The sequence below is a fragment of the Sorangium sp. So ce321 genome (genome assembly GCF_051530195.1).
Lineage (GTDB): Bacteria > Myxococcota_A > Polyangia > Polyangiales > Polyangiaceae > Sorangium.
Map to the genome: position 1 here is coordinate 9219007 of NZ_CP150329.1, position 24193 is coordinate 9243199.

A 24193-nucleotide genomic window follows, 5' to 3' on the forward strand; every position below is an offset into this window, starting at 1 on the left:
ATACGCCCCCGCGCGATCGCGTAGGTGAGCGCGCGCCCTACAATGTCACGTCCGCCGCGCGGGCGGCGGCGTCGCGGCCCGCGCGGCGCTCGCGGCGGCTCGACGGATAGCGCGTTTGACGAGCCGGGCGCCGCGCGCGGGGGGAGCGATCCAGTGCAGTGGCTCACGCGATCTTCGAGGTGCGTGGTGCACGAGACCGCGTCGAGCGGCGCCTGCCCGCTCACTGGCGCGCGACGAGGCGCTTGCCCTGCGCCCTCAGGTTCGACACGGCGTCCCCGACCCGCTGCGAGAGGGCCAGCCCCCTGGGCACGATGAGGCCGCTCGGCCCGCCCACGCGGCCGAACGACCACGAGAGCGCCGAGCCCTCGGCGTCCCACGGCGCGAGCCGCTCGCGGCCCTCCGACGGCATCGCGCCGACGATCTCGCGCCGCTCCAGGTCGAGCACGGCGATCCGGTCGGCCGACGAGAGCAGCAGGGTCCTGCCGTCGGGCGCGGCGGCGATGTCCTCCCACTCCGCCCCGGTCACGCCCTCGAGCACGCGCTCCGCGAGGCCGGCGCGGCGGACCACGACGACGCCCGTCGCGTCCGCGAACGCGGCGTCGCCCGGCAGGGGGCCGTCGGCGATCGCCGTCGCCCGCGGCGTGGCGTACCCGAGGACCCGCACCTCGCCGCGCCGCTCGTCGATGCGCGCCACCGCGCCCGAGCTGAACGCGAGCCACAGCCCGGGGCCGACGTCGCCGCGCGCGGGGCTCGGGCGCGTCTCGTAGACGTAGCCGTCGGTCACCGCGATGGTGCGCGACGAGAGGTCGCGGAGCGACGTCGCGACGAGGTTGCCGTCGAGCTCCTGCGTGAAGAGCGTCCGGCACGCGGCGTCGACGCCGAGGACGAACGCGGGCGCCCTCGGCACCGCCTCGACGACCGCGCCGCTCGCCGCGTCGAACAGCGTCCACACGCCCTCGTCCCTGCGGTAGGCGAGGACGCGCCCGTCGTCGCACGCGCGCAGCAGGTGCCCCCGCCCCGCGGCCGCGCGGCGCCGCGAGCCCTCGCTGTAGAGGCGCACCTCGCCGCCGACCTGGAAGGCGACCGTGCCCCCGACGCGCAGCGCCGCGGCGGCCGAGTCGCCCGGGGCGCGGCTCTCGGGGCCGCCGAGCGGGTCGAGCCCCTCGAACCGGAGGAGCCGCTCGGCGGCGGGCGGGCCCGGGCTGAAGAGGACGAGGTCGCGCGTGAGCACGCGGCGGTCCGGAAGCCGCCACGCGCCGAGCAGCACGTGCGGGCCGACGTCGCGCTCGGCGATGTCGGCCGCCTCGCCGCGCTCGCGCAGCGGCCGCGGCGCGCGCTGGCCCGGCGGCGCCTCGCACGGCGAGCCCTCGGGCGGCGGGTCGCCCGCGGCGCGCCCGCCCTTGCGGAGGTAGTGCCAGACGCTGCCGCCGCTGCCGCACACGCCGAGGTCGAGCCCGCCGGCGTCCCAGCGCGCCGAGGCGGGCGCCGGATCCGTGTCGAGCTCGAGCAGCGGCGCGCCGGGCCGGTCGAAGGCGTAGATCGACGTCCGGCTCTGCTGCACGAGCGCGATCGCGGGGCCCTCCGGGCTGAAGCGCCCGAGCACGGCGGGGGCGGCCAGGGTGATCTCGGCGGCCGCGCCCGCGCCCGGCTCCCAGAGCAGCGCCTTGCGCCCGAGCACCGCCGCGACGCGCGCGCCGTCGGGCGAGACGCCGAGCACGTTGCCGCGGAACGGGTGCCGGTCGACGGCGCCCGCGCCGGCGCCGCGCCGCATGTCCCAGCGCGCGATCCCGCCGTCGGAGGAGCAGGCGAGCACGGGCGCCGCCTCGGCCGCCTGCACGGCGCTGCTGCAGCGCACCGGCGCGATCGCGGCGAGCGCCACCGTGCCGCCCTCGCGGAGCCGGAAGACGCGGACCTCGCCCGTGACCGAGCGCGTCGCCAGCGCCGTGTCGAACGCGAACGGCACGCGCTCCACGTGCGGGGCGTCGTGCGGGCGCAGGGCGATCACGCGCGGCGACTTGGCGCGCGCGACGCTCTCCGGGTCGGCGTCGAGGGCGACGTCGTCGATGACCTGCGGGTCGGGCGGGCGCAGGTCGGCGACGAGCAGGGCGCCGCCGGGGCCGCCGGCGACGACCCAGCGATCGTCCCAGGGCAGCGCCGGCGCCACCACGCTGTCGACGGTCAGGAAGTGCGCGCGCGGCAGGCCCATGGACGCCGTGGCGAGGTCGAGCGGCAGCGCCGCGTCGTCGGCGCGCCGCGCGAGGGCCGCGGCGATCCACGCGGCGCGGTGGTACGGGTCCTCGGTGCGGCGCGCCTTGCCGACGAGCTCCGCGAGGTCGGCGCGCTCCTCGGCCGCGCGGCGCGCCGCCTCGGCGCTCGCCTGGCGCGCGGCGACCCACCGCTCCCCCGCGAGCGCCGCCCCGACGGCGAGCCCGAGCGCCGCGACGGCGCCGATCTTCCTGGCGCGCCGGGCGCGGGCGCGCCGGAGGCTCTCGCGCACGAGCGTCTGCTCGCGCCGCGGCAGCCGCGCCACGTCGGCCGCGCCCCGGGTCACCTGGTCGAGCAGGTCGCTCCGCAGGAGGAAGTCGGGGTGCTCGCCCGAGCGGTCCCACACCTCGGCGGCCTCGCGGAGCCGCTCGAGCAGGATGAGCCGGTCCATGTGCAGCGCGCGGGTGGACGCGATGTGGGGCCAGCTCGAGACGAGCGCGCCGTGGGCGAGCTCGACGGCGCGGTCGCGGCGGCTCAGGAGGCGCGCTCGCTCGAGGGCGCCGAGGACCCTGTCGACCTCGGCGGGCGGGGCGGCGATGGCCTCGACGAGCTCCGCCTCGGCCCAGCGCACGCGCGAGCCGTCCATGGCGCCGAGGCGGAGCATCGCCTCGTCGGCGATGGCGCGGTCCTCCGGGGCGAGGGCCGCGAGGGCGGCGTCGGCGTGCCGCGCGACGGCGCCGGGCACGCCGCCGAGCTCCTGCCAGGCCTCGCCGCGCAGCGGGCCGCGCGCGTCACGTCGATCGCGCGCGTCACGTCGATCGCGCGCGCCGATCGCGCTCTCCCACCATTCGGCGAGGGCGAGCGACACGAAGGAGAGCGCGGCGCCGCCGCTCCGGAGCTCGCGCTGCACCTCGGCCGCGACCTGGGTCAGGCCGCGCACCTCGACGCCGGCGAGCCTGGCGGGGCCCGCGACGAGGTCCTTCACGGCGGCGGCGGCGGGCGGCCCCACGTAGCGCAGCGCCGCCCGGAGGCCCTCGCCCGCGGGCGACGCGAGCAGCGCGGCGGCGCGCTCGTCGGCCTCGTCGAGCACGCCGATGAGGCGGAGCCCGCGGCGCGCCTCGCCTGTCGCGAGCGCGCCGACGAGCGCGGCGAGCCGCCCCTCGCCGAGGGGCGCGATCGGGTCGACGACGAGCGCGACCCCGACGGCGGACGCCATGCAGAACCGGGTGAGCTCGGCGAGGTCGGCGGCCTCGAGCTCCGGCGAGACGGCGGCGAGGGCGAGGGCGAGGGCGCCGTCCGGATCGGCGCCGGGGGTGAGGCGCGCCTCGATCCAGTCGTCCTTGTGGTCGGCGTGGCGGCGCGCGAGGTGGGGCACGAGGCCGGCGGAGGCGAGCGAGGTCTTGCCGGAGCCGCGCGGCCCCTGGAGGATGACGCACGGCTCGAACTCGAGCTCGCGCCCGAGGCGCGCGATGTCGTCGTCGCGCCCGAAGAGGAGCCCCTCGTCGGCGGACGAGAGGGGGGAGAGGCCCCGGTAGGGCCGGTCGGGGACGCCGTGGGGTCGCTCCCAGACCTCGTCGAGCAGCTGCTTCAGCCGCCCTGGCGCGACGCGCCGGTGCGCGGGGTCGACGGAGAGCAGGCGCTCGAGGAGCGCGACGAGGCCGCGCGGCAGCTGCGCGGGGTCGCGCCCGAGGTCGCGCATGGCGCCGCGCAGGGTGGCGTTGCGGAGCTCGGTCCACCACGCGGTGACGCTCGACGGATCGGAGCAGTCCTCGGGCTCGTCGGGGACGTCGTGCGGGAGGCGCCCGGTCGTGAGCTGCGCGATGCAGACGGCGAGGGCGTAGGCGTCGGTGGCGGCGGTGGGCTCGGCCATCTCGAGCACCTCGGGGGCCATGAAGCCGGGCGTGCCGATGACATTGCGCGCGGCGGCGGGGCTCTCCGCGCCGGCGACGGCGCGGCGGGTGGAGGCGTAGACGTCGCGCTCGGCGAGGAAGGCGGCGGTGCCGAGATCGCCGCTGCCGCCGCCGGCGCCGCCGCCGCTGCCGCTGCTGCCGGCGCCGGCGCCGCCGCTGCCGCTGCCGCCGCTGCCGCCGCTGCCGCTGCCGCCGCTGCCGCTGCCGCTGCCGCCGCTGCCAGCGCTGCCGCCGCTGCCGCTGCCGCCGCCGATGCTGACGGCCGGGGGCGCGGGGGCGCGCGAGGTGGGGCCGCCCGGCGGGGCGCCTGCGCGCCGCGAGATGCCGAAGTCGAGGACCTTGAGGGTGCCGTCCTGGGTGAGGAACAGGTTGGCGGGCTTGAGGTCGAGGTGGACGACGCCGCGCGCGTGGATGACGTCGAGCGCGCCGGCGACGTCGCGGGCCCAGGCCACGACGCGGCGCCAGGGGATGCGGCGCCGGTAGCGGATCAGGTCGGCGAGGTTCCTGCCCTCGAGGAGCTCCATCGAGACGAACGGCGTCCTCGGGGCGCCGTGGAGGATGCCCGCGGCGTAGATGGTGACGAGCGAGGGGTGGCGGAACGAGGCGAGGAGCTTGGCCTCGTCGGACCAGTCGGCGGCGTCGGCGAAGTCCGAGACGAGGAGCTTGAGGGCGACCTCGCGGAACGGGGCCCCGTCGGGCAGGAGCTCCTCGGCGCGCCACACGTCGCCGAAGCCGCCGCGGCCGAGGCGCACGCGCAGGCGATACCGGCGGTCGAGCACGTCGCCGGGCGCGTGCCCGAGCCCGCCCGGGGGCAACGGCACGGCGCCCGGATCGCGGGAGGAGTTGCCCTCATCGACGAGCGTGCGGTCCATCGCAGGACGACGGTATCACCAGCGCGCGGCGAGGTGGACGGTCCGTCCGGTCCTCCGTCCCCGCCTTCCCTCTCTCGTGCTCTCGTGCGCGATCTACCGTGCCCGGAAGCTCCCTCACCGGAACGGCCACGGGTCGCCGACGCTCCGCGAGGCGATGCGGTAGTCGCCGGGCTCGCCCCACACCGCGGCCTCCCGGTCGGGCGCGTTGCGCCCCAGGGCGAACGTGAATGACAGGACGGGCCGCTGCCCCGCGCGCGGCCGCCGCTGCGGCCCCGACCAGCGCACCTCGAGGTTCGTGGCGAGCGCCGCCTCCAGGGCTGCGACTGCCTCGTCCGCGTCGGTGGTCGTGACCCGGGTGCCCACGAAGAAGCCGGGGACGTCCTGCTCCACGATGTGGAGGTGCTCGCGCAGCCACGCGGCCCCGTGCGCCCCCGACGCGGGCGGGAACGGCGGCGCGTAGAGCACCTCGGCGATCGCCGCGCCGACCAGGCCGGCCACGCTGATGTGGTGCCACTGCAGGCGCTCCGGCTCGGGCGGCCAGGGCTCGGTCTCCAGCTCGATCGCGAGCGCCTCGAGGTACTGCGCCGGCCCGTCGAACGCCGGCGCCACGCCCGCGGCCTCCGTGTCGACCAGGTAGACCGTGCCGCCCTCGCCGATCCAGACCGAGGGATACCCCTTCGCCACGACCGGGAGCAGCACCTCCCCGCCCGCGCGCGGCAGCTTCTCCGGCCCGATCGGCCGTCCGCCTTCGAGCGCCTTCAGCGCGGCGAACACGCCGAGCCGCTTGTCCGGCGGGATCGGCGCCCCCCCGGCGAGGCCCTCGAGCTCGAGCGCGCCCTCGTACGGGGGCAGCCCGCGAGACTCCAGCAGGGCCCGAAGCGCCTCGGGGGTCGTGGTGTGCTCGGGGTCGCGCCGGAGGTCGAGCTCCTGGAAGACCTCGACCGCGTGCCGGCTCAGCCGCTTGCGCGCGCTGTCCGCGACCCGGATCGGACGGCCGCTGCTCCCGCGTGCCTTGCTCATCTCCGTCGCTCCCTCCGGCGCTGCTGCCGCATGCCCTGCGCCCAGCGTGGGTCGGGCGGCGTGCTGCGCAGCGAGTCCGTCCCGGTCTCGCTGCTCGCGCCCGGCTGCACCACGCGCTCCCGCGGCGCGCCCCAGCGATCGCGCATGTTCTGGAGCAGCTGGGAGCAGTTCGGACACGGGGCGCGCGCCGTCCCGTCGGGGTGCTGCGCCTGGATCGAGGTGATGTCGCCGAGGCAGCGCTGGATGCGCCGGCGGTCGCGCGGGTTGTTCGGATCGAGCGGGCGGCCGTTGTTGTTCTGGCGCTCCCAGTTGCGGATGTACTCGCTCAGCGCGCCCGGCTCCGCGCAGGTCTCCGGGCTCCGCCGCTCGGCCGGGTAGAAGGGCTCGCCGCGGAGGTCGACCGGCGGCGGCATCGCCGCGGCCACGACGGGGTGCAGCGCCGGGTCGCTGCTCCGGCCCGCCGCGCTGGCCCCTCGGCCTCGGACGCCGTGCCCGGAGACGTTGCACAGCACCGGGGTGAGCCCCTCCGGATCGACGACGCGGAGGGGCTGGCCCCGGGCGTACTCGAACCCGTTCAGCCCGCCGGTGATCCCCAGCGGGTCGGGGCTCAGGTACAGGCCGACCGCGGCGTCGTAGAAGCGGTAGCAGTTGTAGGCGAGGCCGGTCTCGTCGTCGTGGTACTGGCCGGGGTACCGCCACGGGGTCGGGGGCGGCGCGCCGGGCGGAGCGTCGAGCGCGCCCCACACGCTCGGCCGGAGGCGCGCGAGCACCTCGCCCGTGTCCGAGAGCAGGAGCGACGGCGCGCCGCCGGCACCGAGCGCGTAATGCACCCACCGGCCGCCCTCCGCCGCGCCCCCCGGCCGCTCCCGGTGCGCGAGCGGCCCCTCGCCCTGCTCGCCCCAGAGGTGGTCGCGCACGCGCACGGCGCGCCGCTGCCCGCCGGCGATCTCGTCCGTGATCTCCTGGAGCAGGTCGTCCCCGCTCCAGACGAAGCGGGTCTCCAGCAGGGCGCCGTCGGCGCGGCGCACGCGCTTGAGCAGGCGGCGCGCGGAGGTGTCGTAGACGTTCTCGACCCGGGTCCCGTCCGGCAGCACCACCGCGTCGAGCAGCCCTCGACCGCTCCACGCATACCGGACGCGCTCGCCCGTGGCCGCGTCGACGCGCGCCGTTCGGCGCGCCTCCGCGTCGTGGTCGTACGCGACGTCGCCACGCGAGAGCAGCACCCCGCCCGGGCCGTAGCGGCGGGCCGGCGCGCCGTCCCCTGCGTCGAGCAGGCGCCCGCCGCCGCCGTGCGCGAACCGCTCGGCCGGGGCGTGCGTCGAGAGCCGCGCGAGGACGCGCCCCGCTGCGTCGTGCTCGAAGCGCGTCCGCTCGCCGTCCGTCGCCACGTGCTCCACGAGGTCGCCGCCCGACGAGTGCGCGAAGCCCTCGGCGTACGTGGTGCCCGGCGGCAGCGGCCCGACCCAGGCCGGCTCCGGCCCGCGCGCAGCCGCCGACCCGAGCACGCGGCGCTCGACCAGCGCGCCGACGCCATCGTACCGGCAGAGCACGCGGCCCCCGCCCGGCAGCTCGCGCAGCAGCTCCCGCCCGAACGCATCGTGCGTGCGCTCGATGGCGGCGCCGGAGGCGACGACGCGCCGGGCGCGGCCCATCAGGTCGCGCTCGTAGCGCGCCTCGTACCCCGTCGAGGTCCGGAGCGCCGTGCGCCGTCCGGCCGCGTCGTACGCGCTCTCGATCACCACCATCCTGCCCGCGCAGGTCTGCGCCTCGCGGACGAGGTTGCCGCGCTGGTCGTACGTGAACTCGCAGAGGGTGACCTCGGTCTCCGCGCTGACCAGCCGGCCCACCGGGTCGTAGCCGAAGGCGTCGAAGGTGTCGTCGGCGTAGGCGCGCCGGACGACCCTGCCGCACGGATCCCGCTCGATCTCGGTCGCCTCGCCGGCCGCGCTCTGGATGAGCTGGAGGCGCCCCGCGGGGTCGAGGCGGTAGCGGCGCTCGCGCCCGTCGAAGAAGCGCTCGGCCACGACCCGTCCGGCCGCGTCGCGCTCGATGCGGTGCACCTCGCCGCGCTCGTTCACCACCTCGACGAGCTGGCACTCCCGGTCGTAGCGGAAGCGGGTGAGCTCGCCGTTCGGCTTGCGCAGCTCGTGCACCAGGTTGTACCCGCCCCACGCGAGCTCGTACGCGCCGCCGTCCGGGCCGCGGTAGCGCGTGATCCGCCCGTCCTCGTCGCGGTCGATCGCGACCTCGGCGCCTCCCGGGAAGCGCAGCCCTCGGAGCGCGCCGCGCTCGTCGTAGTGGAAGCTGGTCCTGTGTCCCTCCTCATCCGTGACGGCGAGCACCCGGCCCACATCGTCGTGCTCCATGCGGCGCGGCTTGCCGTGCGGCTCCACGAGCCCGACGAGGTTCCCCTCGGCGTCATGGCGGAAGAGGGTGACCCCTCCGTCCGGCAGCACGGCGCTCACGCGCAGCCCCCGCTCATCGTAGGTGAAGCGCAGGAGCTCACCGAGCGCGTCCCGGACCCCGAGCAGGTTCGCGGCGCCGTCGTAGCTGTAGTGGCAGGTGACGCCCAGCGCGTCGGTGGCCTCGACCACGTTGCCCTGCGCGTCGTGGCGGTGCTCGATTCGCGTTCCCGCGGGGTCGACGATCGCGACGATCCGGCCCGCCGCGTCGCGCTCGTAGAGCGTGCGCGCGCCGGTCGGGTCGCTGTACGCGACGAGATCGCCGCGACCATCGTACGCGGCGCCCTCGACCCAGACGCCGGCGGCGAGGTCGATCTTGCCGAAGGCGTTCCTGTCGAAGCGCCGCGCCTGCCGGGAGTCGTACACCATGGTGAAGTCGCCGGCGTACTCGAGGCGGCAGTGGAGCACGCCCCGCGCGGGCGTCTGCCCGTCGGCGAGCACGGTCGGGCTCCCCTCGGCCAGGGCCGGGTCGCGCGCGCCGGGGTGCGCGCACCAGGTCTCGGTGCAGCGGCCCTGCGCGTCGTAGCGGTAGAAGACGCGCAGCCCCGACGGGGAGGCCTGCTGGACGAGGCGGTGCTCTTCGTAGGCATAGCGGACGCTCTGGCCGGCGGCTTCCGTGGCCGCGACGAGGTCGCCCTGGTCGTCGTAGGCGTAGGTCCGGCAACGCACGGCGCGACCGCGCGCGGTGACGAGCTCGAAAGCCTCGATGCGCCCTCCCGGATGGCGGCGGACGCGCACGGCGCGGCCGGCGCTGTCGCGCAGCGCCTCCAGCAGATCGCCCTGGTAGGCGAGGTCGATCCGGTTGCCGGCCCGGTCGACGACCGCGGCCAGCCGGTGGCGCTCGCGGGACGCGGCGAAAGGCTCGAAGAGGTAGACCAGACCGTCGTCGCCGGTGATCAAGAACCCTTCCTCGTCGCGGCGGAGACGGCCGCCGCTGTTGAGCGCGACCTCGCCGCCCGGCGGCGGGATGTCGCGAAGGGACGCGGCGCCGCTCGGAGCGTGGACGATCAGGGTGCGCCGCCGGAGCTCGATCTCCCAGGCGAGTGAATGGGTCCACCCCGCGCCGAGCCCGACGTCGCGCTCGCGGGCGAAGGACGAGTAGCTGCGGCGCAGCTCGAAGACCATCGGCCCCGTCAGCACCAGATCGGTCTGCGGGAGCGTGTAGACCCGCCCCGTCGCCGGGTCGACCGGGTCGCCGGCGTGCGTGCCGCCGTTGCCTCCATGTGCCGGGTTCATGCAGCCGCCGCCGCTCCCCGGCCCGCAACCGTTCGCGCCCGGTCCGCCGCCGTTTGCGCCGTTGCCCCCGGTCGTCCCGTTGCCGCCCTGGCCGGCGCCGCTGCCGTTGCCGCCGCGCCCGTTGCCGCCGCCGCCGGCGCCGCCGCCGCCCAGGATGAAGACGCCTGGGTTCATGCCAGGGATCGCCGGGATGTTGGGAACGGGGGCGGTGCGCGGCACGAGAGACAGTATCGCCCGGAGCGTCCCGGGGACACCAGCGCCCGGCCGCGCGAGGTGCCGCCGGCGCTGAGGGGTCGGCCGAGGCGTGGGAGCGAGTTTGCGCGACGGCCCCGGTCGCCGAGACGCTGGCGGTGTATCGATGGACGCCCGACGGGTTCCTCCTCGTCGTGGTCGCCAGGGGGGAAGAGCGAGTCAGGGCCGAGCCGTTTGGTGCGGTGGAGCTCGCCGTGCACACGCTCGTCGAGGGGAGACCGAGGGCGCCGGGGGGAGGCGGTTGATCCCCCCTGCCGCCCCGACGCGCGCACGGCGCCTCACCCCGGTGATCGTCGCCGCGTCCGCCGCTTCCCTTTGGCCTGCGCCAGCTCCGCCCGCAGCGCCTGCACCTCGGCCTGCAGCTTCTCGTTCGCCTCGCGCACCTTGGCCTCGGATTCGCGCGCCCTGGCCTCGGCCTCGCGCGCCTGAGCCTCGGCCTCGTCCGGCGTCGGCAGCAGATCGTGGCCCTCGCGGTCGCGCGCCAGCCGGAGCATCGGGCCGAGCGACCGGTCTTCGACGACGGTCCACCAGAGGCCGAGCGTCTCGCACGCGCGGAGATCCGGGTCGTCGGGCGCCCGCTCGACGAGATCGCCATCCAGGGCGTCCCAGATGTGGATCGGGCGCTCGCGATCCTCGGGATGAAAGCGCACGATCTCGCGGATGCCCGCGGCACGGTAGCGCTCGAGCTTCTCGTCCCAGTCGGGCTCCCCCTCGTCCGAGTCGCTCACGATCTCGACCCCGAGGTCGGGCGCGCCGTGCAGCCAGGTCTTCCACGTGCGGAAGGTCCGGTGCGGCACGCCCAGACGGACGAAGGCGTCGGGGGTGAGGCGCTTCTTCGAGGTCCGCGGGTCCCAGTAGACGAACTGATCGGAGCCGAGGGTCGCCGTGTGCGCGAGCTCGCGCTTGAGGATCAGGTACAGCGCGGTGCGGAGCTCCAGGTGGCGGTTCGTCTCGAGCGCTTCTTCGGCCTCGGGGAAGTACACCGGCTCGGGCGGGCGGCTGTAGACGTGGGCCCGCATCGGTCGGCGAGGTGCGGCCGGCGGGCGGACCGTGGGCTCGATGGCGGACATGGCCTGCTGCGGAAGATACCACGCGCCGCTGTCGTGCGGCATCGACCGGCCGAGACGGCGGCAGGCTTGCCCGGTCGCATCTCTCCCCCCCTCGGGTGCGCATTACTCGCGTGCGCGTTCTCCCGTGTGCGAAAGCTCCCTCGGCGAAACGGCCACGGCTCGCCGACGCTCCGCGAGGCGATGCGGTGGTCGCCGGGCTCGCCCCACGCAGCGGCCTCGCGCTCGAGCACGTCGCGCCCCACGCGCCCCCGCGGCGGCTCGCCTGCGCGTGGACATCTCAGCCCGGCACGCGACACTGTCGCGCATGGGCGTGGCGGCACCGCGACGGAAGCTCTCGCCAGGCGAGTATCTCGAGCTCGAGCGCGCATCGGAGGTGAGGCACGAGTATGCCGGCGGCGAGCTCTTCGCGATGTCCGGCGGCACGTTCGAGCACAGCGCCATCGCCGCGAACCTCGGCCGGCTGCTCGGCAACGCGCTGGGCGAGCGCGGGTGCATGGCGCTGAGCTCCGACATGCGCATCAAGATCCCCTCCGCGGATCGCTACGTCTACCCGGACGGCTCGGTCGTCTGCGGCCGCCCCGAGTTCGAGGATGAGCGGCGCGACACGCTCCTGAACCCGACCCTCGTGCTCGAGGTGCTCTCCGACTCGAGCGAGGCGTACGATCGCGGCGACGAGCTTGCGCATTACCAGACCGTGGCGTCGATCCGAGAGGTCGTCCTGGCGTCGCAGAAGGCGCCTCGGATCGAGGTCTTCGCACGCCAGGACGACGGGAGCTGGGTGCTCCGGGTCTATGGCCCCGGCGACCGCGCTGCGCTGTCGTCGGTGGGATGCGACATCGTCGTGGACGAGGTGTACCGGGGCGTGCTCGAGGCCACCAGTACGGGACGCTGAGGCCGCCTCGCGCTCGACAGGCCTCGTGAGCGCACCGCCACGCGCCGGGGAATCTTCGCGTCGACGATCTCCTTGCTCTCCTCGAGGCGGAGCGATTCCATGAGATCATCAACGGCGAGCTGATCCGGAGGTCCATGCCGAGCTGGCGCCACGGGGGCGCTCAGTTCCGGCTCTCGAGCCGCCTGGGCGGGCCTTCGACCGCCGCCCCAGGCGCGGGAGGCCCGGGCGGGCGGGATCTGGCCTGTGCGGCGTGGCTGCAAGCGGGGCTGCCCTTCTGCGCACGGCGGCACGCCCGCATCTCCTTCCCCCTCAGATCCGGTCGCAGATCGGAGAACACATCGCTTGCGGCGTGCTCGAGGGCGCTTTCACGGTCGGGGCCTCCTGCTCGGGCGGGGCCTCCTCGGCGCTCTCGTCCGCGCTCTCTTCCTCATCGCACGCGCCCTCGGAGGCGCCGCTCGGTCCAGGCTCGCCGAGCTCGCAAGGGCTCTCCTCGCTCGACGCGACGCAGCCAGGGAGCGCCGCGAGCGACATGAGCCCGGCGAGAAACAGGGCGGAAAGGCCGAACGACTTCAGGGCATGACGAACCATCATCGCATCTCTCCCTATCGAGGCAGCCCGAGAGCTGCCGTGTGACTGCAGCCCTCCACCGGGCCTCGCGAGACTCGGGGCTTCCTCATCGCTGCCGCGACGCCCGGCTCCCGCTTCAAGCACCATGTGTGCCACGAGATGTCCAGCGCCCATCCGCGGCCTCGGCGGCGCCATGCGCATTTTCCGACATCATGTTTTTGCCGGATCCCGCAAAACGTTGCACGGCAGACAGGCGCCGTGAGTGGCGCGCTGCCTCGCCGCCGCAACCCTGCTCGGCCGTGGTGTCCTTGGCCGGGGGCGATGTTGCGATGAAACGAAGTCCGCCGGGCGCCGGAGCCGGCCGAGGTGCCCGCGCAAGAGCTGGGAGCGGACGGCGACCTCAACGCGCTCCGGTATCCCGGCGTCCCGGGACGCCCGCCACCTCAACGCGCCCTGGTATCCCCGCGTCCCGGGACGTCCGCCACCTCAACGCGCCCTGGTATCCCCGCGTCCCGGGACGTCCGCCACCTCAACGCGTCCTGGTATCCCGGTGTCCCGGGATGCCCGCCACCTCAACGCGTCCTGGTACCCCGGTGTCCCGGGACGCCCGCGACCTCAACGCGTCCTGGTATCCCGGTGTCTCGGGACGACCGCCACCTCAACGCGTCCTGGTATCCCGGTGTCCCGGGACGACCGCCACCTCAACGCGTCCTGGTATCCCGGCGTCCCGGGACGCCCGCCACCTCAACGCGTCCTGGTTGCCTCAGGATCGAATACCTCAATTTCATTCAGCTTTCCCGGGCCAACGTGAGCCATCTCACGGGCAGTCTCGTCGCTCAGGCCGGGTCCGCCGCGGGCTCCTCCGGCTCCTCCACGGGGGCCGGCGCCACCGCTCCCGGCGCCACGGGCGCCTGCGGCGTCGCCTCGTCCTCGCCGCCGCCGCCGGACGCCACCGGCCGTGACTCCCATGTGGCGAGCGGATCGAGCAAGGCCGCGCTCAGCGCCTCGCTCCCCGGCTCATCCGGATCCGCATACGCGGCGACCCGCGTCGCATAGTCGCGGAGGGCGGCGAGCAACGCCAGGAGCGCGCCGCGCACGTCCGCGGCCGGCGCCGCTTCCGGCTTCGGCGCCGTGATGTGCAGGGCGCGGCCGTACGCGTCGTGCGCCTCCTGGATGTGCGCGAGGAACGCCTCGCCGCCGAGCTTCTTGAACGTCCTCTCGTGCCGGCCCGCGGTGATGGCGTCGAGGCGGTCCTTCGACTCCTTCCACTCGACCTTGTACGGCAGCTTGATGAAGCCGAGCCCGCCCTTGAAGACGAGGTCGTGGAGGCTCATCGCCTCTTCACGGTGCGGGTTCCGCTCCGGCGGCAGCCTGCACCAGCCAGAGAGCCAGTCGTACGCCGCGCTCCAGGCGTTGTCGATGGCGCGATCCGCCTTCGGCTTGCTCTGCGCGCTCGCCGTGACGCCCTGCGGGCGAGTCACCGCCTCGAGCGCGTTGCGGGCGGCGGCGAGGCGCCCCTTCGAGCGCCCGATCGTCATCGGGAGCTCCTTCAGCCTGAGCTCCTTCTGCCTGGCGTCCGCCGTCGTGATGAGCTGCGTCGCGAGGACGACAGCCTCGGCGGCGCTCAGGCGCGGGAGCGCGATCAGGTCCTGTGACGTGAAAGAACGAGCCATGTCGGGGTCCCTTTCCCTCGATTGCTGCATTTACTGCGCGACGGACAAGGCTAGAGCAACAGGCGCTCTCGGCGCAAGGAGTCCATGCGCCAGCACAGCAGGGCGGCGGCTCCGCCGGAGTCAGCCCACGCTCGACGAGCTGTCATCGCCTGTAATTGACAAGGCGCGGGAGGCTCGATCGTCCTCGCAGCAGGGCATCGGGGTCGCGAGGACAGCGCCCTCCGCCGCGCGCAGCACGCCCATGTCTTGCAGACGTCAGAAAGCGACCGCGGGAGGATCGGCAGGAACGACGATTCGCGGACCGGCGGACTCTGACAGACGCGAGAAATCCCGCTCGTTGAAGGTGAGCAACACCTCGACACCGGCCGCTTCGGCGGTCGCCATATGAAGCGCGTCGTATATGGCGCCGGACCGGAGCCCTCTGGACGCACAACGAGCGACCGCCGCCATGTAGATCTCCAGGGTCAGCGACACCACCTCGAACTGGGCCAAGATATCGCCGATCGCTTCCCGTGCGGCTCTGGATGAGATGGGCGGAGATACGGGCAGCTTCGTCAGGACCGACCACAGCTCGCCGAGGGCGTGTACGCTCACCAGGCCATCGATCGCGCCCTCAGATACTGCGCTCAGCCACACGATCGCGCGCGGGTGGTCCCGGTGCGAGGACACCAGCGCGGCGATGAGCACCGACGTATCAAAGGCGACCCTCACCGGTCCCCTTCAGCAGCGAATCGATGCGCGCCTCGCGGTCGGCGCGGTGATCAGCGATGTCCTCGGCCGCGAGCTCCGCGGTGAACACCAGGAACCCGTGTCTCCGCACGAACCGCGGATCCGTGCCGACCTCGTCCGCTGGCACGCCGCTCTCGTCTGCGAGCATCAGCTCCGGCTCGGCTCGGAGCCTCTCGCGAAGCAGCCGCGACGCTTCCTTCTCCGGCGTCGTGCCCAGCCGCTTCGCCCTGAGCTCCAGCGTCTCCACGATCTCCGGCTCCAGGTTGTCCAGGACCAACTGCGCCATCTGCCCTCCAGCGTGCTCGCAGCCGAAGTCTACCTGATGGGCGGTGATTGCGATCTTTTTCGACCTCGAGAACCGGGCGATGCTCCCCTGCCTCGGCCGCCAGAAACCAGAACAGCCACGAGAGCGAGCCCTCCCGCGCCGCTGCGCCCCGCCCGCTCCTCTCCGCCCTCACCCGCCCGCCGCGTCGAGCATCGCCCGCAGGAGCGGCGGCATCCTCCGCGCGTCGCACGGCGCCCTCACCGCCCGGCCCGCGACGACCGCGCTCATGTGGCACGTCCCCGCCCGCGGCAGGTGATCCATCCAGTAGAGGTCGAGCCGGTCGTCCTGCGCGAGCCGCCGCACCATCGGCTCGAGCGGCAGCATCAAGCCCTCGCGGAAGCGCGCCAGATAGACCACGTTCGACAGGCGAACCGGCGAGTTCAGGCCGATCCGGCGCCGCGTCCCCGACGCGAAAGGGCCAGTGTGATCGATGAACTCCACGGTCTGGAGATCGCCATACAGATCTGGCTCCGTCTTCTCGACCGTCACCAGCGTCCACGCGCAGAGCGGCCGCTGCGCCCGCAGGAGCGCGCGGGTCATCTGCTCGAAGTCGGGGAGATCCGCGGCCGCGCGCGCCTCGGTGTAGTGGCCGTGCGCGAACTGGTTGCGCTCGGCCTGCATCAGGTTCGAGAGCGTCTCGAACGTCTGGTTGTGCGACAGCTTGACGTCGAGCACCTCCCTCGCCATCGAGCCGATCGGGTCGTCGCGGTCGCCGAACGCGCGCGCTGCCGTGCGCGCGAGCTCGCGCCAGGCGCCGAGCGCCAGGCCGTCGCGCGTGCGCGTGCGACCGTGGAAGTCGAGCACCGCGCCCCACCCGGGAGGAGGCCCGCCCGCGCCGGAAGCGCCCGCGCCGGAAGCGCCTGCGCCGGAAGCGCCCGCGCCAGCGACGCCCGCGCCGCTGCGCGCCGGGGACGGCGGCGCGCTGCCGCCGCTGAAGAAGGCCGAGACGAGCACCGTCGCGATGAAGCGCCACGTGCCCTCGAGCACGTCGAAGAGCATCTTCACCCGCTCGATCGCGCTCGAGGCCCCGATCGCGGCCCGCACGCGCCCCGCGATGGGATACGGCAGGCCGCCGCTCAGCGCCGAGAGCACGCCGTGCGGATCGCTGCACTCGCGCGAGATCTCCGCCGCCCGCGCGCCCGCGCCGACGTCGTGCAGGAGCTCCCACGAGAGGGTCCGCGCGTGCTCGACCCGGCCGTCCAGGATCGGCGGCCGGGCGTGCCAGTCGCACTGCACCGCGCTCGCCATCACCGCCGGGTCCGCCTTGCGCGGCACGCACGCGGCGACGACGCCCGGCGCGAGCGGCGCGATCAGCGCGCCGGTCCCCGCGTGGCTCGCGACGACCGCCGCGAGCTCCTGCGCGAGCGCGCCGATCACATGCGGCCCGACGCCGCCGAGCGCGCTCTGCTCCTCGATGCCGAACAGGACCGTCGCCCGGCGCCCGCTCTGCGACGCCCCGATCACCTCGAGCGGCGCCGCGAGGCGCGCGCTCGCCGCGCCGTCGCGCAGCTCCACCACGGCAGAGGCCGCCGGGGCGCCGAGGGCCCCCCGCTCGCGCTCCGCCGCGAGCGAGGCGATGGCGTGCAGGGCGAGCTCGACCTCGCGGCCGGCGACGTCCGCGTCCCCGGCGAGCATGAAGTAGCCGCACGCGAACGCCCCGGCCCCAGCCGCCTCCGCGGCCTCCAGGGCGCGGCGGGCCGCGGCGGCCGCCTCCGCGGCGCCGCCCCGCACGAGCACCACCGCCGTGCCGTCCGCGTCGCCGACCGGCAGGTCCGGCCACAGCCGGTGCACCGCGACCAGCGCGGCGGCCGCGCGCGACGCCGCGCCCCTGCCGCTCGCCGCTGCCTCCCCTCCGCGGCCGCTCGCCGCTCCCTCCCCGCCCCTGCCGCTCGCGGCGCCCGAGACCGGGGGCGCCGCCTCGAGCGGCCGGAGCAGGACCAGCGCTCCCTGGCCCTTGCGCGAGAGGAGCGACGCGCACTCCTGCTCCAGGCCGGCGCGCGCGAGCAGGCCGGTCGACGGATCCACCGCCCCGGCGGGGACCGACAGCGCGGCGTAGCGGCGGTCGAAGAACGTCGCGCGCATCCCGCCGACGCAGACGAAGGTGCCGTGCACGAGCGGCGACTCCTCCCCGCGCGCGAGGTGCCGCGCGCCGACCTGCACGGGCACGCTGCACTCCTCGCGGCGGCGCAGCCACCAGCGCACGCCGTCATGGCGCAGCGTGGCCGCGAGCCGCGACGCCACGTCGGCGTAGACGAGCTCGTTGCGCTCCTCGCCGACGCGCTCCGCGCGGCCGAGCCGCAGCACGCCCACCGGCTCGAGCCGGAGCTCGTGGAGGTACCCGTCGCGCCCCTCGATCCGCAGCCGATCGGGCGCGGCCACCTCGCCGCGCCACAGCGAGAACCCGGGCGACTGCGTGAGCCACAGCGTGGCGCCGCCCACGGTGACCGAGCGCAGCTCAGCCCCGGGCGCGCCCTCGGCGGCGCTGCCCTCGGCGGGCGGGATGCTCTCGGTGGGCGGGATGCTCTCGCTCGCCGGAAGATCTCCGCCGCTGTCTCGTGCGCCCGTCACGCGTGCCTGTCCATGGTGATGCCCGCGAGCCGCGCCGCCCGAGCGCCCGGCGGGCTCCTCGGACGATTACCGCACTGCGCCTCGGCAAATTCAACGCAAATATGAAGCCCGCGCGAACCGTCAGGGCTTCGCGGCGCTCCCGACCTCAGCCGGCAGCTCCGCGTCGAGCCAGGCCTCGAACGTGCTCGAGAGCGCGCAGGTCGCCGCGCCGCCGCAGAGGTCCGCGCGTTTCGCCGCAAGCTCGCTCGCGAGCGCGTCTCGAGCGGCCCCGAGCACGCGCGCGCAAACGAGGTTCTTCGCCGTTTGCGCGACGTTCACGCCGCTCCCGGTCGTCGCGACGATCGCTGCGGGCTTCTGGCTGCACGCGCGGCCGAGCGCCGCTTTCGCGCCCGCGTCGGTCGCCGAGAACGAACCGTCCTGCTCCGAGTGGAAGTAAAACTTCGGCCCGGTCACGCGCGACGGGCAGCTCTTCGCGCCGCAGTCCGCGCCGAGCCACGCGACGAAGGGACCGTAGCTCCCGATGTCCGGCCGCATGTCGAAGTCGAGGTGCTCGACGCCGAGCCCGCCGGACAGGCTCGGGGCCTTCGAATAGGCGGACACCGCTCCGTTCGAGAACGTCCAGACCGGGCTCAGCGCAGCCGGCTTCGCGCCCGCGGCAAGCGCGTTGACCTCGTAGGGGACGATGAGCTCGTCGTTGCCATCATCGTCGAAGTCATAGACAGTCAGCGAGGAGATCGCGAGTCCACCGGGCGCGACCTCGATCGTTCCGAACGGAGCCGCAACACGCTTTCCTTCGAGGTCAATCCGCACGATCTCCAGGTCGAAGGCGAGCGCCCGCGCCGCGCCTTCGCCGGCCGCCGCGAGGCGCGTCAGCGACAGCGCCCACGAACCGAGCCCCGCCGGCTGGCAGACCCCGAGCTTCGGCAGGCGCGTCGCCTCGGCCGCCGAGACCTTCGCGGGCCCTTCGAGCTTCTGCGCGTCGGAGATGCGCGCTCGGTTCTGTTCGAGCAACGCCTGGCAAGCGCGCCGGTGCGACACGACGGAGCCGGCCCATTCGAGCTTCGCGCTCGTCCCGTCGATCTGGAGCTCGTAGCGCGTATCGGTCCACTCCAGCGTGACGCTTTGCTTGGCTCCGTCCCGGAGCGGTACGACGAGCCGGAGCTCGCCGCGCCCGTCGGCGAGGACCTCGTTCGACGGCCCCGCGTCGGGCTCCTCGCCGGCGTCGGCCGCCGCCACAGGCTCGCTCGGCTCTTCGGCCGTGGCCTCCGCGCTCGGATCGTGAATCACCGCGCGAACCGGGTGCCCACCGGTTCCGTTCTTCTTCCGGCAAAGGAGCTCGAGCCAACCGTCGAGGCCCTTCGCTTCGCAACCGAGGCCGACGGCACCTGCGATCGACTCGTTCCGGCCGCCCTTGAAAGACGCCGGCGCGGTCGATGACGGAACCGGCTCGGCGGGCGCCGGAGCCGCGGGCGCAGCGGCCGATGAATCGGGCGCGGCGGCCGATGAAGCTGCCTCCGCGACGACCGATGAATCGGGCGCGGCGGCCGATGGAGCTGCCTCCGCGGCGACCGCTGGCGGTGCGCTCGAGTCGGAGCCCGGTCCCGAGCTCGCCGCCGGCAGGCCGGCCTCCTCCGATTTCTGACAGCCGACGAGAATCCCCAGCAGAAAACAAGCGCTCAACGTCTTCATGTTCGCGACCTCCTGCTTGAGCACCCTCCGTACCAGCTCGGAGCCACAGCGAACTGCCGTTGCGGGGCTCAAGGACCGGCCGCGGCGTGTGTCGGGGCGGCCACGGTAGCGTGTTCCGAGCGCGCCGGGCGAACCGAGCTCGACTCCGGTCGACGCATTCGGACGGAGTTCGCGTACATTGTCGTGGCGCGGCGTGGCCGCGAGCCGCGAGCCGCGACGCTACGTGCCGCGCCGCCCGAGCGCCCGGCGGGCTCCTCGGGCGATTACCGCACCGCGCCTCGGCAAATTCAACGCAAATTTCAACGCAGCTGCGCCGCAGCGCATTCCTCGAGCGCCGCGCGCGGCGTCCACCCCCTCGCGCGCTCGCCCGCGCGCTCCCGACCGTCGCGGCGCCGCCTCGGCAGGACGCAGGCCGCGGCAACCGCCCTGCCCCAGGAGGCAAACGCGATCTCGACGCCGTCTCCAGGGAGCCCTCCGCGGCGCCTGTGCGCCGCAGACGCGCTGTCGGCCCGCGCGAACGTGGGTGTCGCGAAGGATGGATGGCTGCTGTAGAGCGGATCTCAAGCAGCGTCGCCGCCGAGACGGGTAGCATCGCCGTCGAGACAGGATCGCGCGGTCCAAACGGCCGTGCTCGAAACGGCCCATGGTGCTCGGGATCCTGACTCAGGGCATGCCTGAGCGCATCGAGGTAATCGCGGTGACCGAGGGCCCCGGGGCGCGGAGGTACCTGAACCGCCGAGGTCGCTGGTGGCTCGGTCAGGAGGTGGCGCCGGGGCATGAGCGGAGGGCTGTTGCGCCGGGACGTCCACCTCCTCTACGCTGCCGAGTGCCTTGATCGGACAGCTCTACGATGGCAAGTACCGCGTCATCCGCTTGCTCGGGCAAGGGGGGATGGGCGCGGTCTACGAGGCCGAGCACGTCGAGACGGGTGAGCACGTCGCGCTGAAGTGCATGGATGGAACCCTCCTGGTCCCGGGCAAGAGCAACGCGGAGCGCTTCCACCGCGAGGCGAAGGCGATGGGCGCGATCGACTCCGAGCACAGGGTCCGGGTGCTCGACTCAGGGACGGATCCGGAGACCAAGGCGCCCTATCTCGCGATGGAGCTCCTGGAAGGAGAGGACCTCCAGCAGCTGCTCGATAAGGTCGGGAGCCTCGAGCCAGACACCGCCCTCCGGATCGCTGCGCAGGTCTGCCTCGGCCTTCAGAGGGCTCACGAGGCGCGCGTCGTGCACCGGGACATCAAGCCCGCCAACCTCTTCCTCGCCCGGCGCAGCGACGGCGAGATCGTCGTCAAGATCCTCGACTTCGGGATCGCCAAGTTCAAGCGTGAGCCGAATCAGGGCGGCCCGACGAGCCTCACCCGCACCGGAGGGATCCTCGGCTCGCCGCTCTACATGTCGCCCGAGCAGGCCCGGGGGCTCAGCGATATTGACTACCGCACCGACCTTTGGTCGCTCGGCATGGTGCTCTACCGCGCCCTCTCGGGGAGGCTCCCGTACGAGCACGTCGCTGGCTTCGGTGATCTGATCATCGCGATCTGCTCGCACCCGCCGCTCTCCATCCAGGCGCTCGCGCCCTGGGTTCGGACGGAGGCGGCTGCCGTGGTGCACGGCGCGCTCCGGCTCGACACCGGCGAGAGGTTCCCCACCGCCGCGGCGATGCTCGACGCGATCCGACCGCTGCTGCCCGACGGCTTTGCCCTCCGGGACGAGCTCCTGGTCCCCGTCAGCCCGGCGACCCGCGCCGCGGCGGCGGCCACGCTCCCGACGGTCCAGACGGCGGACGACGCGAGCCGGCCGCTCGCGAGCCTCGCCGTGCAAGGGGAGCTCGGCAACGATGAGGCGACGACCGTCGCGGAGGCGCCCCGCTTCGGCTCCAGCACGACCGTACCCATCGAGCCCTGGCACCTGGTCGCCAAACACCCGGACTACATCCTCGCGAGCTGGCGCCAGATCCTCTGCATCATCTGGCGCCGGGAGACGACCAACGAAGGCGTGCGCCGCCTTTGCGACGCGTGCAGGGACTTCGCAAAGCAACATCCGCGCGGCATCGGGCTGCTCACCGTCATCGAGAGCGGGGCGCCGTTGCCGCCAGCGGCCGTGCGCAAGGAGCTCGCCGATTTCCTCGCGGGGGCGAGCGCATTCATCAGGTGCTCGGCGGTCGTCGTCGAGGGAGCAGGCTTCCGGGCAGCGGCGGTGCGCAGCGTCGTGACAGGACTCTCTCTCGTTGCCCGTCAACGATACCCGCACCAGGTGTGCGACATGAGGAAAGCCGGGCTGATGTTCGCCGATATCTTGCCCGCGGCGACAGGCATCGACGTGAGCGACGAGGCGTTCCAGGTATCGCTCGACAGGCTGCGCGAAGCCATCGGCCGCCAGTGAAGGCGCTGGCGCGATCGCCAGAGCTCCACGCCCCGGCGGTGACGGCGCCGGCGCGCTGAGGGTGGTGGACGGCGCTCGCGTGAAGCCCTTCGCCCGAGCTGACAGCGGCCCCTCCGATGCATGGGCCAAGTTTGACATCGCGCCATTTTTACAGGAGGAGTCGGGCCTTGGACTGGCGATGTGCTGCCAGCTCGGGACAGCCGGCGCAGCTAGGGCTTGACGTCTCCGAGACGTTTGCATCTCCTGCTCCCCACGCTGGCATCCTGCCCCCTCGGCGCGCTCATGGCGCCAGCCTCGACTCAGCTCGTGCAGACTCGAGGATGAGCTCCGACAAATTGAGCGTGCAACCCCCGAGGAGCCGGGGAAAATTCCCGCGCCCCAACAGAACAATCGGGAGAGAACCGATGGCAAATAGACAAAGACCTCACGGAGTCACCTCGGAGCGCCGGAACGCCTCGCGCTTCTCGCTCGAGCTGCCAGGGCCGAAGCTCGGTCGCTCACCGCGGGTATCCCTCACCGCCGCGGTGATCGCGCTGCTCACCGTCGCGCTGGGGCGCCCCGCCCTCGCCGCGGATCAGGCGGCGGAAGGGCGCTGGGTCGCCGCGTGGCACGGCAGCCCGACGCCGGGCGGCACGTTCAACTCGCAGGATTGTCCCTCGGACGTCGGTCTCTCCGGCCAGACGGTCCGGAACATCGTCCGCCTGAGCGCCGGCGGCACCGCGGTCCGCGCGCGGATCTCCAACGCCGGCGGCACCGAGCCGCTCAAGGTGGGCTCGGCGTCGATCGCGCTCTCGGCGGGCGGCGCGGCCACGGTCGCCGGGACCTCGCAGCCGCTGCGCTTCGCCGGTCAGACCTCGATCGTCATCGCCGCGGGCGGCGAGGCGGTGAGCGACCCGGTGGCGCTGAAGGTGCAGCCCCTGCAGACCCTGGCGGTGAGCGTCTACCTCCCGGCCAAGACCGGGCCGGCCACGCAACACTACTTCGCCTCGCAGGACAACTTCCTCGCCGCGGGCAACCAGACCGGGGCCGGCGCAGACAAGCAGTTCACGCGGAAGATCTCGTGCTGGATGTTCGCGTCGGGCGTCGACGTCAAGGCCACGCCGAACGTCGCCGGCACGCTCATCGCGCTCGGCGACTCGATCACGGATGGATACCTCTCGACCAAGAACAACAACCAGCGCTACCCCGACTTCCTCGCGCAGCGCCTGGCCACCCGGAAGGGCACGACGCTCTCGGTGGTCAACGCCGGGATCATCGGGAACGAGCTGCTCACCGTCCGTCCCCAGCTGCAGTTCGGCTATCCCGTCCCGGCCCGCCTCGCGCGCGATGTGCTGACCCAGCCCGGCGCGCGCGCGGTCATCCTCCTGGCGGGCATCAACGATATAGGCGACCGCTCCGCCAAGGCGACGGATCTGATCCCGGTGTACCAGCAGATCATCCAGGCCGCGCGTGCTGCCGGGCTGAAGATCTACGGTGGCACCCTGGTGCCCTTCGCCGGCTCGACCGGGACCTACAAGGGCGATTATGGCACCGCCAAGGGCGAGCAGGAGCGGCAGAAGCTGAATACATGGATCCGCACGAGCGGCGCCTTCGACGGCGTGATCGACTTCGACAAGGCGCTGCGAGACCCGTCCGATCCGAGCCGCCTGCTCCCGGCCTACGACGCTGACAAGCTGCACCCGAACGACGCCGGGTACCAGGCGATGGCGAACGCGGTGAACCTGGACGCGATCCTCGGCGACATCGCCAAGGGCACCTCTCCGTAACAGCTCGCCCCCGGCGCCGCCGGTGCGTGGCCTCGCATCGCCCCGCGCGGGACACGCGACCTCCGGTGCCCCGGCTCAGGCCCTCTTCGCGGCCGTGACCGGATCCACGTACGGCGCGATCGCGAGCTGCTCCCAGGTGTCGTGGCGCCCGTCGAGGTGCATGACAGGGACCCCGGAGAGATCCGCGCCGTCGAGGCAATTGAGGTTCACCGAGCAGTACTCTCCGCCGAGCTCCGGGATGTTCCCGTGCCCGAAGACGCGGACCCCGCACGTCTTGCAGAAGCGGGCGTGGCCGTACTCGGATCGCGTGTAGTCGCCGAGCCCGTCCTCGCCCGAGAGGAGCCGGAAGGCGCTCGGCTTCATCGTGATGCCCCACCACCCGATCTTCGTGCAGACCGTGCAATTACACCGGGTCGTCCCGGCGCTCGGATCGAAGTCGGCCTCGAAGCGAACGGCGCCGCAGGGGCAGCTGCCCCGGTAGGTGCCGTGGCCAGCGATCGTCGTCGGTTGCGCGGAAGAGGGGTTGCTCATGGGGGGGTATCTCCAGGGTCGGTGGGGGGCGGGATGCCTTCCGG

At 74.0% G+C, this 24193-nt stretch carries 14 protein-coding genes; 3 read left to right on the forward strand and 11 right to left on the reverse strand.

Annotated features, from left to right (window positions below):
• Window positions 1-220: 220 nt before the first annotated feature.
• The 4 genes from WME89_RS34040 to WME89_RS34055 form a co-directional block, all read right to left on the reverse strand.
• Window positions 221-4987: an nSTAND1 domain-containing NTPase gene (locus tag WME89_RS34040; protein WP_438003812.1), complete on the reverse strand. Its 4767-nt coding sequence runs from the start codon at window positions 4985-4987 to the stop codon at window positions 221-223.
• Between the two features lie 114 nt (window positions 4988-5101).
• Complete coding sequence (locus WME89_RS34045; protein WP_438003813.1) at window positions 5102-6007, reverse strand: hypothetical protein; 906 nt, start codon at window positions 6005-6007, stop codon at window positions 5102-5104.
• Window positions 6004-9879 (reverse strand): RHS repeat-associated core domain-containing protein, encoded by a 3876-nt coding sequence (locus WME89_RS34050; RefSeq protein ID WP_438003814.1) that lies wholly within the window; start codon window positions 9877-9879, stop codon window positions 6004-6006. Before WME89_RS34050 ends, WME89_RS34045 begins: the two co-directional genes overlap by 4 nt.
• Window positions 9880-10235: 356 nt before the next feature.
• Window positions 10236-11027 (reverse strand): Uma2 family endonuclease, encoded by a 792-nt coding sequence (locus tag WME89_RS34055; protein WP_438003815.1) that lies wholly within the window; start codon window positions 11025-11027, stop codon window positions 10236-10238.
• Between the two features lie 304 nt (window positions 11028-11331).
• On the opposite strand from WME89_RS34055, the gene WME89_RS34060 reads away from it, so the two are divergent.
• Entirely contained in the window at window positions 11332-11919 is a 588-nt protein-coding gene (locus tag WME89_RS34060; RefSeq protein WP_438003816.1) for a Uma2 family endonuclease, read from the forward strand.
• A 309-nt stretch (window positions 11920-12228) separates the two neighbouring features.
• Here WME89_RS34060 and WME89_RS34065 read toward each other — a convergent pair whose 3' ends face one another.
• The 6 genes from WME89_RS34065 to WME89_RS34090 all read right to left on the reverse strand — a co-directional run bounded on the left by WME89_RS34065 (window position 12229) and on the right by WME89_RS34090 (window position 19470).
• On the reverse strand, window positions 12229-12510 hold the full coding sequence (locus WME89_RS34065; protein WP_438003817.1) for a hypothetical protein: 282 nt from the start codon (window positions 12508-12510) through the stop codon (window positions 12229-12231).
• Between the two features lie 812 nt (window positions 12511-13322).
• On the reverse strand, window positions 13323-14159 hold the full coding sequence (locus tag WME89_RS34070) for a hypothetical protein (RefSeq protein ID WP_438003818.1): 837 nt from the start codon (window positions 14157-14159) through the stop codon (window positions 13323-13325).
• A 255-nt stretch (window positions 14160-14414) separates the two neighbouring features.
• On the reverse strand, window positions 14415-14846 hold the full coding sequence (locus WME89_RS34075) for a type II toxin-antitoxin system VapC family toxin (protein WP_438003819.1): 432 nt from the start codon (window positions 14844-14846) through the stop codon (window positions 14415-14417).
• Window positions 14847-14853: 7 nt separating this feature from the next.
• Window positions 14854-15174 carry a hypothetical protein gene (locus WME89_RS34080; RefSeq protein WP_438003820.1) on the reverse strand — a complete coding sequence of 107 codons (321 nt, stop codon included), beginning with the start codon at window positions 15172-15174 and terminating at the stop codon, window positions 14854-14856.
• 168 nt (window positions 15175-15342) lie between these two features.
• Window positions 15343-17781: a hypothetical protein gene (locus WME89_RS34085; protein ID WP_438003821.1), complete on the reverse strand. Its 2439-nt coding sequence runs from the start codon at window positions 17779-17781 to the stop codon at window positions 15343-15345.
• A 120-nt stretch (window positions 17782-17901) separates the two neighbouring features.
• Window positions 17902-19470: a hypothetical protein gene (locus tag WME89_RS34090; protein WP_438003822.1), complete on the reverse strand. Its 1569-nt coding sequence runs from the start codon at window positions 19468-19470 to the stop codon at window positions 17902-17904.
• A gap of 831 nt (window positions 19471-20301) precedes the next feature.
• On the opposite strand from WME89_RS34090, the gene WME89_RS34095 reads away from it, so the two are divergent.
• Together WME89_RS34095 and WME89_RS34100 are read left to right on the forward strand one after the other, a co-directional pair.
• Window positions 20302-21852, forward strand: coding sequence for a serine/threonine protein kinase (locus WME89_RS34095; RefSeq protein ID WP_438003823.1), 1551 nt, complete (start codon window positions 20302-20304; stop codon window positions 21850-21852).
• Between the two features lie 404 nt (window positions 21853-22256).
• Window positions 22257-23618: an SGNH/GDSL hydrolase family protein gene (locus WME89_RS34100; protein ID WP_438003824.1), complete on the forward strand. Its 1362-nt coding sequence runs from the start codon at window positions 22257-22259 to the stop codon at window positions 23616-23618.
• A gap of 75 nt (window positions 23619-23693) precedes the next feature.
• Here the strand turns inward: WME89_RS34100 and WME89_RS34105 are convergent, their stop codons facing one another.
• Window positions 23694-24149, reverse strand: coding sequence for a GFA family protein (locus WME89_RS34105; protein ID WP_438003825.1), 456 nt, complete (start codon window positions 24147-24149; stop codon window positions 23694-23696).
• Window positions 24150-24193: the final 44 nt, after the last annotated feature.

Bases quoted from the DNA above. Each gene is read 5' to 3' on its own strand.
- WME89_RS34045 (WP_438003813.1), bottom strand. From the start codon at position 6,007: ATGAGCAAGGCACGCGGGAGCAGCGGCCGTCCGATCCGGGTCGCGGAC.
- WME89_RS34040 (WP_438003812.1), bottom strand. From the start codon at position 4,987: ATGGACCGCACGCTCGTCGATGAGGGCAACTCCTCCCGCGATCCGGGC.
- WME89_RS34080 (WP_438003820.1), bottom strand. From the start codon at position 15,174: ATGGCGCAGTTGGTCCTGGACAACCTGGAGCCGGAGATCGTGGAGACG.
- WME89_RS34105 (WP_438003825.1), bottom strand. From the start codon at position 24,149: ATGAGCAACCCCTCTTCCGCGCAACCGACGACGATCGCTGGCCACGGC.
- WME89_RS34100 (WP_438003824.1), top strand. From the start codon at position 22,257: ATGGCAAATAGACAAAGACCTCACGGAGTCACCTCGGAGCGCCGGAAC.
- WME89_RS34055 (WP_438003815.1), bottom strand. From the start codon at position 11,027: ATGTCCGCCATCGAGCCCACGGTCCGCCCGCCGGCCGCACCTCGCCGA.
- WME89_RS34070 (WP_438003818.1), bottom strand. From the start codon at position 14,159: ATGGCTCGTTCTTTCACGTCACAGGACCTGATCGCGCTCCCGCGCCTG.
- WME89_RS34060 (WP_438003816.1), top strand. From the start codon at position 11,332: ATGGGCGTGGCGGCACCGCGACGGAAGCTCTCGCCAGGCGAGTATCTC.
- WME89_RS34090 (WP_438003822.1), bottom strand. From the start codon at position 19,470: ATGAAGACGTTGAGCGCTTGTTTTCTGCTGGGGATTCTCGTCGGCTGT.
- WME89_RS34065 (WP_438003817.1), bottom strand. From the start codon at position 12,510: ATGATGGTTCGTCATGCCCTGAAGTCGTTCGGCCTTTCCGCCCTGTTT.
- WME89_RS34050 (WP_438003814.1), bottom strand. From the start codon at position 9,879: ATGAACCCAGGCGTCTTCATCCTGGGCGGCGGCGGCGCCGGCGGCGGC.